We start from the raw sequence: 13,925 nt of genomic DNA on the forward strand, positions 1-13,925 counted from the left end.
GTTCAGGCTGCCTTCTGCAGATGGACGGTGAAACGGGTGCCCTGCGGGCCGCTGACGACCTCGATGCGGCCGCCGAAGTCGCTGACAATGTCCTTGGAGATCACCAGACCGAGCCCGAGCCCCGCCGCCTTGGAGGTGTTGAAGGGGGTGAACAGCGCCTGCATGATCTCGGGCGCGATGCCGCCGCCGTTGTCGCTGACGATCAGCTCGACGCCGGACGCGCCCTCCACCACGCTGATCTCGACGCGCCCGTCCGGCCGGCTTTCCACCGCCTCCAGGCCGTTCTGCAGCAGGTTGATCAGCACCTGTTCCAGGCGGATGCGCGTGCCCATGACCCGCAGGCCGGGCGCCGGCAGCTGCGCGTCGATGGCGCCGTAGCGCTGGCGAAAGCGACTGCCGAGCAGCAGCAGCGCACCCTCGATCACCTCGTCGAGTCGCGTCGGCTCGGCCTTCGCCCGGCCCTTGCGGGAGAACGTGCGCAGCTCGTCGGTGATGGTGCCGATGCGCTCGGTGAGGCCGGCGATCTGCTCCAGCTTGCGTTCGGTGCCCTGCGGATCGCCGCGCTTGAGGTAGGTGCGCGCGTTGTCGGCATAGGTGCGGATCGCCGCCACCGGCTGGTTGATCTCGTGCGCGACGCCGGCGGCGACCTGGCCGAGGATCGCCAGACGGTTGGCCTGGACCAGTTCCTGCTGAACGGTCTGCAGGCTGGTCTGCGCCTTGAGGCGCTCGTCGATCTGCATCTTCAGCTGGTCATGCGCCTCGCTCAGCGCGCGGGTGCGCTCGGCCACCCGCCGCTCCAGCTCGATGCGCGCGTTGTGGTGATCGACCGTCCGCTCGTCGCTCTTCTGGCGACGATAGAGAAACAGCCCACCGCTGCCGAGCAGCAGCACCAGCACGAACAGCGTGGCGGTACGGCTCTGGCGTACCGCGCGCGCCACCACAGCCTCGCTCGGCAGCAGCAGGTTGAGCTGCCAACCGGTGCCGGCCACTGCCGTCGCCACGCGCAGATAGCCATGCGCGGGTCGGTCCGGCGCCAGCTGCGCCCGCACCACATCGGCGGTGCCGTCTGCACGCGCCTCGAGCGGCAGCGGCGCCAGCGGCGCATCGCCGAACTGCAGGCTCTCGCGGATCGCCGTCTTGCGCTGCGGCTCGATGGGCGCCACGGCCATGAAGCGCCAGTGCGGCACGCTGGTTGCCAGCACGATGGACCGCTCGTCGACCACATAGGTCAGCCCGCCGGAGCGGCGCCAGTCCTGCTCCACCGTATCGAACTCGACCTTGACCACGATCACGCCCAACGCACCGGCCGGCCCGTCGACGCGCCGCGAGATGTATAGCCCCGGCCGCTTGCTGACGTTGCCCAGGCCGTAGTGCTCGGCATGGCCGTCGCGCAGCGCATCGCGGAAATAGGCGCGGAAATCGTAACGACTGCCGACGAAGCTGGCCGGCTCCCGCCAGTTGCTCGCCGCGACGCCCACGCCGTCGACATCCAACAGGTAGATGACCGAGGCCTGAGTGCCGGCCAGCAGCGCCTCGAGCTTGCGGTCGATGCGTCGCAGCGCCTGATCGTCGCGGGTGAGCAAGCCGTCGCGGATATCGCGGTCGTCGGCCAGCACGAAAGGCAGCGAGCGCTGCTTCTCCAGCACCGTGCTCAGCAACGCGCTCTGCAGCGCTGCATCGTGCTGGCCGCGCTCGTTGAGGGCGGCATAGGCCTCGTCGCGGCCATGCGTGCCAGCCAGCCACAGCGCAACGCCCACCAGCAGTGCCGCCAGCAGGGCGAAAAGCCCCGCTTCACGGCGCTGACGGCGACGCAAGACGGCCTTGCTGAGTGTGGCTTCGCTCATCGCGGTAGCGCCCCGGCGCAGATCGGGTGTGGGTGCGCATAGTGCGCCGAATTCCGCACAGGCATCAAACCGGATGTGCGGTGTTTCGCACAAGCATGACGTTCAATAACTCGGTTCTTCGGTTTTTAACTAGCTAAATCAACAAGTTATCTAATCCAGGAAAGCTGGCGCGACATTTGCCATGAGGAACATGACGAGGCGTCGACCTCCCCATGAACCTGGCCTGGCAGGCCCTGGAGAACAAGAAATGATCGTTGCGCACCCCGAAACCGATTCCCTGCCCCCACGGAAAACGCCGCTCTACGCGCACCTGTACGTGCAGGTGATCGCCGCGATTATCCTCGGCATCACCCTCGGCCACTTCTACCCTGGAGTCGGCGAGGCGATGAAGCCGCTGGGCGACGCCTTCATCAAGCTGGTCAAGATGATCATCGCGCCGGTGATCTTTCTCACCATCGCCACCGGCATCGCCGGCATGTCCGACATGAAGAAGGTCGGCCGCGTCGCCGGCAAGGCCATGCTGTATTTCCTGACCTTCTCGACCCTGGCGCTGATCATCGGCCTGATCGTCGGCAACGTAATCCAGCCCGGCGCCGGCATGCACATCGATCCGGCCTCGCTGGACCCCAAGGCGGTGGCCGATTACGCGCTGAAGGCCCATGAGCAGTCGATCGTCGGCTTCCTGAGCAACATCATCCCGACCACCATCGTCGGCGCCTTCGCCTCCGGCGACATCCTCCAGGTGCTGTTCTTCTCCGTGCTGTTCGGTATTTCCCTGGCGCTGGTCGGCGACAAGGGCAAGCCGGTGGTCAGCTTCCTGCAGGACCTGGTGGCGCCGGTGTTCAAGCTGGTGGCGATCCTGATGAAGGCCGCGCCCGTCGGTGCCTTCGGTGCCATGGCCTTCACCATCGGCAAGTACGGCATCGGCTCGATCGCCAACCTGGCGATGCTGATCGGCACCTTCTACATCACCGCGCTGCTGTTCGTGCTGGTGGTGCTGGGCGCCGTCGCGCGCTACAACGGTTTCTCGATCCTCGCGCTGATCCGCTACATCAAGGAGGAACTGCTGCTGGTACTGGGCACCAGCTCCTCGGAAGCGGCGCTGCCGACGCTGATGGACAAGATGGAAAAGGCCGGCTGCAAGCGCTCGGTGGTCGGCATGGTGATTCCCACCGGCTACTCGTTCAACCTCGACGGCACCAACATCTACATGACCCTGGCGGCGCTGTTCATCGCCCAGGCCACCGACATTCCCCTGTCGCTCGGCGACCAGATCGCCCTGCTGCTGGTGGCGATGCTCAGCTCCAAGGGCGCGGCGGGCATCACCGGCGCCGGCTTCATCACCCTGGCCGCGACGCTTTCGGTGGTGCCGGCGGTGCCGGTGGCCGGCATGGCGCTGATCCTCGGCATCGACCGCTTCATGTCCGAGTGCCGCGCGCTGACCAACCTGGTCGGCAACGCGGTGGCGACCATCGTCGTCGCCCGCTGGGAGGGCGAGCTGGACAAGCAGCAGCTGGTCGCCGCACTTGAGCGGCCGAGCACCACGGCGCCGGAGCCTGTCGAGCTGCCGCAGACGGCCTGACCGACCGCGGATACCCACGACGCCCGGCCCGCCCGGGCGTCGTGCCGTCCGGGCGGCCGACCGCCGCCCTTTCGCCCGCGCGCCGGCTGGGATTAGAATCCCCGCTCCTGCCCCACCTCAGGCGGACTCGCGAGCCGGCCGAAGCAGCGGCGATCCCGCCTGACCACCCGGCCCCGCCCCCGACAGACATCCACCGCGTTTGCCTCGGGCGTGCAGCACGCTCACCATATGCTTAAAACCTGACCAGCCTCAGCAGGACGATTGCCATGCCCGATTACCGCTCGAAAACCTCCACCCACGGCCGCAACATGGCCGGCGCCCGTGCCCTGTGGCGCGCCACCGGGATGAAGGACGAGGACTTCAAGAAGCCGATCATCGCCATTGCCAACTCCTTCACCCAGTTCGTGCCCGGCCACGTGCACCTGAAGGACATGGGCCAGCTGGTCGCCCACGAGATCGAGAAGCACGGCGGCGTGGCCAAGGAATTCAACACCATCGCGGTCGATGACGGCATCGCCATGGGTCACGACGGCATGCTCTATTCGCTGCCTTCGCGCGAGATCATCGCCGACTCGGTGGAGTACATGGTCAACGCGCACTGCGCCGACGCCATCGTCTGCATCTCCAACTGCGACAAGATCACCCCCGGCATGCTGATGGCCGCGCTGCGCCTGAACATCCCGGTGGTGTTCGTCTCCGGCGGGCCGATGGAAGCCGGCAAGACCAAACTGGCCGCGCACGGCCTGGACCTGGTCGACGCCATGGTCGCCGCCGCCGACGATTCCTGCTCCGACGAAACCGTCGCCGAGTACGAGCGCAGCGCCTGCCCGACCTGCGGCAGCTGCTCCGGCATGTTCACCGCCAACTCGATGAACTGCCTGACCGAAGCCCTCGGCCTGTCCCTGCCGGGCAACGGCACCACGCTGGCCACCCATGCCGACCGCGAGCAGCTGTTCCTGCGTGCCGGGCGCATCGCCGTCGAGCTGTGCAAGCGCTACTACGCGGACGGCGATGCCTCCGTGCTGCCGCGCAACATCGCCAACCGCAAGGCATTCGAGAACGCCATGACCCTGGACATCGCCATGGGCGGCTCGACCAACACCATCCTGCACCTGCTGGCCGCGGCCCAGGAGGCCGAGGTTGACTTCGACCTGCGCGCCATCGACGCGCTGTCGCGCAAGGTGCCGCAGCTGTGCAAGGTGGCGCCGAACATCCAGAAGTACCACATGGAAGACGTGCACCGCGCCGGCGGCATCTTCTCCATCCTCGGCGAGCTGGCCCGTGGCGGCCTGCTGCATACCGATGTCTCCACCGTGCACAGCCCGAGCATGGCCGATGCCATCGCCGAATGGGACATCACCCAGACCAATGACGAAGCGGTACATACCTTCTTCAAGGCCGGCCCGGCCGGCATCCCGACGCAGACCGCGTTCAGCCAGGCCACCCGCTGGCCGAGCCTGGACCTGGACCGTGCCGAAGGCTGCATCCGCAGCGTCGAGCACGCCTATTCCCAGGAGGGCGGCCTCGCCGTGCTCTACGGCAACATCGCCCTCGACGGCTGCGTGGTGAAGACCGCCGGCGTGGACGAATCGATCCACGTCTTCGAAGGCACGGCGAAGATCTACGAAAGCCAGGACAGCGCCGTGAAGGGCATCCTCGCCGACGAGGTGAAGCCGGGCGACATCGTCATCATCCGCTATGAAGGCCCGAAGGGCGGCCCGGGCATGCAGGAAATGCTCTACCCGACCTCGTACCTAAAGTCCAAGGGCCTGGGCAAGGAATGCGCGCTGCTCACCGACGGCCGCTTCTCCGGCGGCACCTCGGGCCTGTCCATCGGCCACGCCTCGCCGGAAGCCGCCGCCGGTGGTGCCATCGGCCTGGTACGCGAAGGCGACCGCATCCACATCGACATCCACAACCGCAGCATCCAGCTGCTGGTCAGCGATGAGGAGCTGGCCCACCGCCGCATCGAACAGGACAAGCTCGGCTGGAAGCCGGCCCAACCGCGCGCGCGCAAGGTTTCGACCGCGCTCAAGGCCTACGCCCTGCTGGCCACCAGCGCCGACAAGGGCGCGGTGCGCAACAAGGCGCTGCTCGGCGACTGATCCGGCGGCAAACAAAAAGCCCGGCCATGTGCCGGGCTTTTTCGTGCTAACCGATCCGCCAGGGCGGGCGGCAACTCAGCCGCGACGGGCAGCGAGGATGCTCGCCACCTGGTTCGGCTTGCAGTTCAGGTAGGCCGAGGATTGCAGCCAGTTCTGGTCGGGATACCAGGAAAACATGAATTGCCCGCCCTTGAGGCTGTCGACCACCATCCGCGCGACTTCCGGGCGTACCGCCGGGCAACCCTGGCTGCGGCCGATGCGGCCCTGGGTGGCGATCCAGTCGGGGTTCACGTAAGCCGCCGGGTGGATGACGATGGCGCGCGCGCGGGCGCGATCGTTGATGCCCGGCTCCAGGCCGTCCATGCGCAGCGAATAGCCATGCTTGCCGCTGTAGCTCTCGGCGGTGCGAAACAGGCCGATGCTCGACTGGTGGCTGCCCACGGCGTTGGAGAAACGCGTGGCGTGGTTGTCGCCGGACTTCTGCCCGTGGGCGACCAGATCGCGCAGCAACAAAGTGCTGCGCTGCAGGTCGAAGATCCACAGGCGTCGCTCGGACGAGGGCAGCGAGAAATCGATGACCGCCAGGCGCTGGGCCGGCGCGGCGCCGTTGTTCACCGCGCACTGCATGGCGGCAACGGCATGGGTCAGGACCTGGCGATCCAGCGTCGGCGCCACGCGCGCGAGGCTGTCGACCAGCGGTTGATAGACGGGAACGGTCGCCCAGACGGGCGCCGACAGGACAGACAGGCCTGCCAACAGGCAGAGTCGTCGCAGCAACGGACGCATACAGAAAGCCTCATCGGGCACGACCTTGCGACTTCCTGTCTGGCCGGCGCCTTATACTCGCTACCCCAAAGTGTAGCGACACAACTCGGGCCAAGCTGTAAACAGCCTGGCCCGACACGGTATGTTCTAGTGATCGGATCGACCTGCACCGCCGCCGCGGCTGGGGTCGAATGCCGCGCAGTCTAGCAGTCGAACGGTGCACGGGGAGCGCAACGTTGTACAAAAAACACGCATTTCGTCTGGCTGCCGGACTGTTGCTGCTGCCGCTGGCGGCCCTCGCCGCGCCGGCTGGCGAGCCTGTCGGCCCGCTGCGCACGGCCCTCGAACAGCTGCCGGCGTACTGCAGTGGTTATCTCCCACCGCTGCAACCGGCCGCCCGCGAGCGCCTTCAAGGATTCTACGCGCGGCAGGATTTCGCGCCGGTGTGGCGCTCCTACCGGCAGATCGACGGCCTGCTGCGACAGCTCGAACAGCTGGCCGACGACGGCCTGGCCCCGGCCAGCTACCACCTCGAACGCATCCGCCAACTGACCCATAGCGCCAGCGCCGCGCCGCAGCACCGGATCTGCAGCGATCTGCTGGCCAGCCACGCCTACCTCAGCGCCCTGCACGACCTGGCCCACGGCCGCCTGCCGCGCGAGCAGATCGAACCGCTGTGGCGCAGCCCTGACTGGCCGCTCGAGGACGATCGCCAGGCCGCGCTGGAACTCGCCAGCAGCGGGCTGAACGACCTGGCCGACGCCTTCGCCCGGGCGCGCCCGGATATGCCGCAATACCTTGCCCTGCGCGCCGCCTATGCGCGCCTGCGCAGACAGCCGCTGCCGCAGTGGCCGACGGTCCCCGCCGGGCCGACGCTGCGCCCGCAGATGCTCGACGCCCGCGTGCCGTTGCTGCGCGAGCGCCTGCTCGGCCACGCCGGGCTGGGCCTGGTCGGCGACGAGAGCCGGCGCTACGACCCGGTGCTGGTCGCTGCAGTCGAGGCATTCCAGCGCCAGCACGGGCTGGAGCCCGACGGGCTGGTCGGTCGCGGCACGCTGGCGGCGCTCAACGTCAGCCCGGCCAGCCGCCTGGATCAGCTGCGCATCAACCTCGAGCGCCTGCGCTGGATCGCCCGCGAAATCGAGCCGCGCTCGCTGCTGGTGGATATCGCCGGCGCCCGGCTGATCCTGCTCGAGGAATGCGAGGTGCAATGGCAGACGCGCACCCAGGTCGGCCGCGAGGGGCGACGCACGCCGCCGCTCAAGTCCACGGTTACCCGGCTGACGCTGAATCCGACCTGGACCGTGCCGCCGACCATCCTGCGCGAGGACAAGCTGCCGCTGATCCGCGAAGACCTCGGCTACCTGGAGCGCAGCCGCCTGCGCGTGCTCGACGCCCAGGGTAACCGCCTCGATCCGCAGCACGTCGACTGGAGCAGCCCGCACGGCATCTACCTGCGCCAGGACGCCGGGCCGGAAAATCCGCTCGGTCGGGTGGCGATCCGCTTCGCCAACCCCTTCTCGGTGTACCTGCACGACACGCCCAGCCAGCGCCTGTTCACCCAGGCGGCGCGCACCACCAGCTCGGGCTGCGTGCGCGTCGAGGGCGCGTTGCAGGTCGTCGACCTGCTGCTCGACGACCGCGAACGCGCCGAAGTCGCGCGCCTGCTGGAAACCGGCGTCACCCACGAGTATCGGCTGGCGCGACCGATACCGATCCTCATGGCGTACTGGACGGCCGAGGCGGACGAGCAGGGCGAGCCGCAGTACCGCCCGGATATCTACCGCCAGGACGCCGCCCTGCTGGCCGCACTGAACCGCGCCCAGCGCGATTAAACGGGCGTCCGCCGGCGGCTTTTGCCGGCCGCGCTTGAACCAAAGCACTCGCGCGCTAGTCTCTTGCTGACTGCCGCGAGGGCTGCGTGGCCCATGCGGACCGATCTACCGTCCGGCCAACCGATGGCTGGCTCAGCGCCATGGACAGCCGAGCAGAACACTTCTTGAACACCGATCACAGCACGCGCGCCAGGGAATGGACCGAAACCCAGCGCCTGACCGCACTGGCGCGTTACTTCGTGCCGGGCAGCCTGTGCGAGGCGGACTTTCACGATCTGCTCGCGCTCGCCGCCGAGCTTTGCGCGGCACCGGCGGCTGCGCTGCACCTGATCACCGCCGAGCAGCAGCATTGCCCGACGGCCCTCGGCGCCGACCGCACGACCGTGCCACGTAACGGAACGGCGAGCGCCTGGGCCATCGAGCATGCCGAATCGCTGGCGCTCCTGCAGGCCGACTGCCTGCCGGACGGCGTCGAGCTGCCACACCTGGCCGACGGCACACCGGCCGCCTCCTACGCGGCGGCCGTCCTGCGCACCGCCGACGGCCTGCCGCTGGGCACGCTGTGCGTGCTCGACCGCGAGCCGCGCGTGCTCGACGCGGACGCCGGGCGACGCCTGCAGTCGCTGGGCCGCCAGGCGATGGCGCAGCTGGAGCTGCTGCGCGACCGCCACATCATCGACAGCGTGATCGACCACGCGGTCATCACGCTGGACCTGCAAGGCCGCATCACCAGCTGGAACGAGGGCGCCCATCGCATCCTTCACTGGGACGCCGAACAGATGCTCGGCCATTGCTTCAGCGAACTGCTCGCCGAGCAGAACAGTCAGGACGTAACCCGCCAGGCGCTGCAGGATGCGCTGGCGCAAGGCTCCGCTGTGCACCAGCGCTGGTATCGCCGACGCGACGGTAGCCGCTTCTGGGGCAGCGGCACGCTCACCGTACTGCGGGAAGGATCGCAACCGCACGGCTTCATCAAGATCATGCGCGACCTCACCGCACTGCAGGCCGAGCAGGCCGCCACCCGCGCCGCCGAGGAGCGTTACCGCACGCTGGTCAACCTCAGTCCGCAGGTGGTCTGGCAGTGCGACGCGGATGGCGCGCTGACGTTCTGCAACAGCTACTGGAGCGACTTCACCGGGCTCGACGAGGATGCCTCGCGCGGCGACGGCTGGCTCGCGGCGGTAGCCGAGGCGGAACGCACGACGCTGGCGCAGCAGTGGCGACAGGCAGTACAGGGCCGGCTGCCGTTCAGCCTCGACCTGCCGCTGATCGCCGCCGATGCCAGCACGCGCTGGTTCCAGCTGAGCGCCGCGCCGGTCTATGACAGCGCCGGCGCGGTGCAGCACTGGCTCTGCGTCGCCCACGATATCGACAACCGCCGCCGCGCCCAGGCGCAGCAGCTGGAAAGCGAAGCCTTCACCCGCCTGCTGCTCGACTCGGCCAGCGAAGGCTTCTACTCCATCGACCGCAGCGGCGCCGTGACCCTGTGCAACCAGGCGTTCCTCACCCTGCTCGGCTTCGAAAGCCGCGATCAGGTGCTCGGGCGCCACCTGCACCGGATCATCCATCACAGCCATCCGGACGGCAGCGACTACCCGGTGCACGACTGTCCGATCCAGCACACCGCCGTCACCGGCGAGCCGCGCGAGGTCGATTACGAGCTGTTCTTCCGCCAGGACGGTAGCAGCCTGCCGGTGGCCTACCGAGTCGCGCCGATCTACCGCGACGGCGAGCTGCAAGGCGCGATCTGCACCTTCACCGACATCAGCGAACGCACCCACGGCGACGCGTTGCAGGCCTTCCTGCTGGACATCAGCGACCGGCTGCAGGAGGACGACACCCAGGTCGACATCGGCTGCGTGCTGGATGAACGCCTCGGCCGGCTAACGCGCACCGACTGCATCGCCTACGGCCATCTGGAAGATGCCACCACGCTGGTGGTGAGCCGGCAATGGCGGGCCCTGAACAGTCCCGACCGGCTCGGTCGCCACCCGCTCGGCAGCAGCGCCGAGATGCTGACCCAGCACCTCGCGCAAGGCAGCATCCTGGTGCTGGAAAACCTACTCGACGCCGCCGACGACCCGCAGCCGCGGCAGCTGCACGCCAGCCTGGCCAGCCAGAGCCTGCTGTTCGCCCCGCTACCGATTTCCGCGCAGCAGCCCAACCGGCTGTTCCTGCTGTTCGCCAGCCGTCTGCCGCGTCACTGGAACCAGGCCGACGTCGCGCTGGTGCGCGAAGTGGTCGACCGCATCCGCAATGCCAGCCAGCGTGCCAGTGCCAACCGTGCGCTGCGCGAAGCGGAACAGCGCGTCAGCCTGGCCAACGAAATCGCCTCGATCGGCGTGTGGGAATACAACGACACCCATCACAGCATGCACTGGGATGCCCAGCTCAAGGCGCTGGCCGGGCTGTCGCCGGAGCAGCCGCCGCCGCGCGTCGACGAGGTGCTGGCGCGCGTACACCCGGACGACCGCGCCGAGCTGCTGGCCGCACTCGGCCGCGCACTGCAGGGCAAGGACGGCGGCGAATTCCAGCTCGACTACCGCGTGCTGGACACCCGGACCGCGCAGTTCCGCTGGCTGACCAACCGCGGCCGCCGCGTGCTGGATGCCAACGGCGAAGTGCGAATTCTCGGCACCGCGCGCGACATCACCGCCGAGCGCAATGCCGCCGAGCACATGCTGCGCATGAACGCACTGCTCGAACAGCAGATCAGCGAACGCCGCCTGGCCGAACAGCGCCAGACCGCGCTGATCGAGCTGGGCGACCTGCTGCGCGAGCAGCACGACAGCCAGACCATCGCCCACGCCGCGGTCAGCGTCATCGGCGGCACGCTGGGTGTGGCACGGGTGCTGTTCGCCAGCATCGAGCCCGGCAGCCTCTACGCCACCATCGAGCGCTACTGGAGCGACGGTGCCTCGCGCGACAGCAGCGAGCGGGTGCATTTCCCCGACTTCGGCGACCTCTACTACGACCTGCAGAACAATGATCTGGTGGTGATCGACGATGTGCTGCACGACGCGCGCACCGTCGCCCAAACCGACCTGTACAGCGAACGGCAGATCCGCAGTCTGGTCTGCGTGCCGCTGTTCGAGCAGGGCCAGCTGGCCGCCGCGCTGATGTTGCTGCATGGCGAGCCGCGCATCTGGCTCGACGACGACATCTCGTTCATCCGCGAGGTCGCCGATCGCGCCTGGAACGCCGACGAACGCATGCGCGCCGAGCGTGCGCTGCGCGAGAGCGAGGAACAGTTCCGCACGCTGGCCGACAACATCAGCCAGTTCGCCTGGATGGCCGACCCGAGCGGGCGCATCTACTGGTACAACAAGCGCTGGTACGACTACACCGGCACCACCTTCGAGGCAATGCGCGCGCTCGGCTGGCGCGCGGTCAACCACCCCGACCACCACGAGCGGGTCAGCGCCTCGCTCAAGCGCGCCTTCGCCATCGGCTCGGTCTGGGAGGAGACCTTCCCGCTGCGCGGCAAGGACGGCATCTACCGCTGGTTCCTCTCCCGCGCGCTGCCGATTCGCGACGATTTCGGCCAGGTCACCCAGTGGTTCGGCACCAACACCGACATCACCGCCCAGGTCGCCGCCGAGGAGGCCCTGCGCGAACTCAACGAAAGCCTGGAGCGCCGGGTCGCCGAGCGCACCCGCGAGCTGGCGGCGATCAACAGCCGCCTGCATATCGAGATGGCCGAGCGCGAGCGCGCAGAAGAGGCGCTGCGCCACGCGCAGAAGATGGAAGCCATCGGCCAGCTCACCGGCGGCCTGGCGCACGACTTCAACAACATGCTCACCGGCGTGCTCGGCGCGCTGGATCTGATCCAGCGGCGGGTCAACAATGGCAACAGCGCAGACCTGCACCGCTACATCGACGCCGCGATGACCTCCGCCAACCGCGCCGCGGCGCTGACCCATCGCCTGCTCGCCTTCGCGCGCCGCCAGTCGCTCGACCCCAAGCCGGTGGATGTCAACCAGCTGGTGGTATCGATGGAGGACATGCTGCGGCGCACCATCGGCGAGCACATCCGCCTGCACACCCAGCTGCAGGCGGACGCCTGGCTGGCGTATACCGATGCCCACCAGCTGGAAAACGCCCTGCTCAACCTGGTGATCAATGCCCGCGACGCCATGCCGAGCGGCGGCGACCTGCAGGTGCGCACCCGCTGCGTGCAGATCGACAGCGCACAGCCGAACGGCCCGGAGCCCGGCGACTACGTGGTGCTCAGCATCGCCGACAGCGGCGCCGGAATGACCGCAGAGGTGATCGCCAAGGCGTTCGATCCGTTCTTCACCACCAAGCCCATCGGCCAGGGCACCGGCCTCGGCCTGTCGATGGTGTACGGTTTCGCCAAGCAGACCGGCGGCCACGTGCACATCGACAGCACGCCGGGCGAAGGCACGCGGATCACTCTCTACCTGCCGCGTAACCACAGCGCGCTGGCGGAAGCGGCGGGCGCGCCCGAACCCACCGAGGTGCCGCAGGCGCAGCATGGCGAGACGGTGCTGGTGGTCGAGGACGAAGCCGCCGTGCGCATGCTGGTGATCGAGGTGCTGCACGAGCTGGGCTATGTCGCGCTCGAAGCCTGCGACGCCGCCACCGCCCTGCCCTACCTGCAGAGCGAGCAGCGCATCGATCTGCTGGTCAGCGACTTCGGCCTGCCCGGCCTCAACGGCCGCCAGCTCGCCGACCTCGCGCGCCAGCAACGTCCGCAGCTGAAGGTGCTGTTCATCACCGGCTATGCGGCGGACGCCACGGTGCGCGGGGATTTCCTCGGCCCGGGCATGGACATGCTGGCCAAGCCGTTCAGCATCGATGCCCTCGGCCAGCACATCCGCCAGCTGATCGAGCGCGACGGCTAGGCCAGCGAAGCGGAACTCGGCCGGGGCGGGCGGACTCTTAACAGCACGCACACTCGGAGGTGTCGATCATGCGACATACATCACTGGCGATACTGGCGTTCGCCGCACTGCCTCTCGGCAACGCCCTGGCTGACGGTCTGGTCCGCGACCTGCTGTCCTCGGGCGCGACAACCGCCTCCACCTACCTGACCTTCAAGGACAACAAGCTGGCCCTGCCGGCGCGCGAGGATGCCAGCAGCTTCGTCGCCAGCGATGGCGCCATCCGCGGCCCCCATCTGGAAGCGCTGCTGCGCCAGCTGCGCGCCGAGCAGCCACAGCTGCAGGCCAGCGACATGGGGCTGGCAAGCGCGATTCTCGCCGCCGAGCCGACCCGCTGAGCCACGCACCGCCCGGCGCCCGTTGCCCGGTGCCCGGTGCCCGGTGCCTGCATTTTCATCCACCCATCGCAGGAGGATTGCACGTGAAGAAGAGCGCATCGGCCGTCTGGCAAGGCGGCCTGAAGGACGGCAAGGGCACCATCAGCACCCAGAGCGGCGCGCTGAAGGACAACCCCTATGGCTTCAATACCCGCTTCGAGGACGCCCCGGGTACCAATCCGGAAGAGCTGATCGGCGCCGCGCATGCCGGCTGCTTCTCGATGGCGCTGTCGTTGATGCTCGGCCAGGCCGGGCTCACCGCCGAGCGTATCGAGACCCACGCCGAGGTAACGCTGGACAAGGATGGCGATGGCTTCAGCATCACCGCCGTCGACCTGACCTTGAAGGCGAAGATTCCGGGAGCCAGCGACGCTCAGTTCCAGCAGATCGCCGAGCAGGCCAAGCAGGGCTGCCCGGTCTCCAAGGTGCTCAACGCGCGCATCAGCCTGAACGCCACCCTGCTCGGCTGAACGCGGCGGTCCCGGTTGCACAAATGAAAACGCCACGGCG

At 68.3% G+C, this 13,925-nt stretch carries 8 protein-coding genes; 6 read left to right on the forward strand and 2 right to left on the reverse strand.

Features of this window, described 5'->3' with window-relative positions:
* Positions 1-2: 2 nt before the first annotated feature.
* Positions 3-1,844 (reverse strand): sensor histidine kinase, encoded by a 1,842-nt coding sequence (locus tag NAV27_RS13775; protein WP_102829126.1) that lies wholly within the window; start codon positions 1,842-1,844, stop codon positions 3-5.
* 247 nt (positions 1,845-2,091) lie between these two features.
* Here NAV27_RS13775 and NAV27_RS13780 point away from each other — a divergent pair, with 247 nt between their 5' ends.
* On the forward strand, positions 2,092-3,426 hold the full coding sequence (locus NAV27_RS13780) for a dicarboxylate/amino acid:cation symporter (protein WP_054094340.1): 1,335 nt from the start codon (positions 2,092-2,094) through the stop codon (positions 3,424-3,426).
* Positions 3,427-3,692: 266 nt separating this feature from the next.
* A complete protein-coding gene (gene ilvD, locus NAV27_RS13785) occupies positions 3,693-5,531 on the forward strand; it encodes a dihydroxy-acid dehydratase (protein ID WP_102829127.1) in 1,839 nt (612 codons plus the stop codon).
* A gap of 75 nt (positions 5,532-5,606) precedes the next feature.
* Here ilvD and NAV27_RS13790 read toward each other — a convergent pair whose 3' ends face one another.
* Positions 5,607-6,317 (reverse strand): murein L,D-transpeptidase catalytic domain family protein, encoded by a 711-nt coding sequence (locus NAV27_RS13790; protein WP_102829128.1) that lies wholly within the window; start codon positions 6,315-6,317, stop codon positions 5,607-5,609.
* Positions 6,318-6,532: 215 nt separating this feature from the next.
* Here NAV27_RS13790 and NAV27_RS13795 point away from each other — a divergent pair, with 215 nt between their 5' ends.
* The 4 genes from NAV27_RS13795 to NAV27_RS13810 all read left to right on the forward strand — a co-directional run bounded on the left by NAV27_RS13795 (position 6,533) and on the right by NAV27_RS13810 (position 13,885).
* Positions 6,533-8,131, forward strand: a complete 1,599-nt coding sequence (locus tag NAV27_RS13795) for a L,D-transpeptidase family protein (protein WP_102829129.1) — start codon at positions 6,533-6,535, stop codon at positions 8,129-8,131.
* Positions 8,132-8,295: 164 nt separating this feature from the next.
* Positions 8,296-12,999, forward strand: coding sequence for a PAS domain S-box protein (locus NAV27_RS13800; protein WP_369805776.1), 4,704 nt, complete (start codon positions 8,296-8,298; stop codon positions 12,997-12,999).
* Between the two features lie 68 nt (positions 13,000-13,067).
* Positions 13,068-13,376, forward strand: a complete 309-nt coding sequence (locus NAV27_RS13805) for a DUF2388 domain-containing protein (protein ID WP_102829131.1) — start codon at positions 13,068-13,070, stop codon at positions 13,374-13,376.
* 83 nt (positions 13,377-13,459) lie between these two features.
* Positions 13,460-13,885, forward strand: coding sequence for an OsmC family protein (locus NAV27_RS13810; protein WP_102829132.1), 426 nt, complete (start codon positions 13,460-13,462; stop codon positions 13,883-13,885).
* Positions 13,886-13,925 lie beyond the last annotated feature (40 nt).

The organism is Stutzerimonas degradans, assembly GCF_024448505.1.
In the GTDB taxonomy this organism is placed as follows: domain Bacteria; phylum Pseudomonadota; class Gammaproteobacteria; order Pseudomonadales; family Pseudomonadaceae; genus Stutzerimonas; species Stutzerimonas degradans.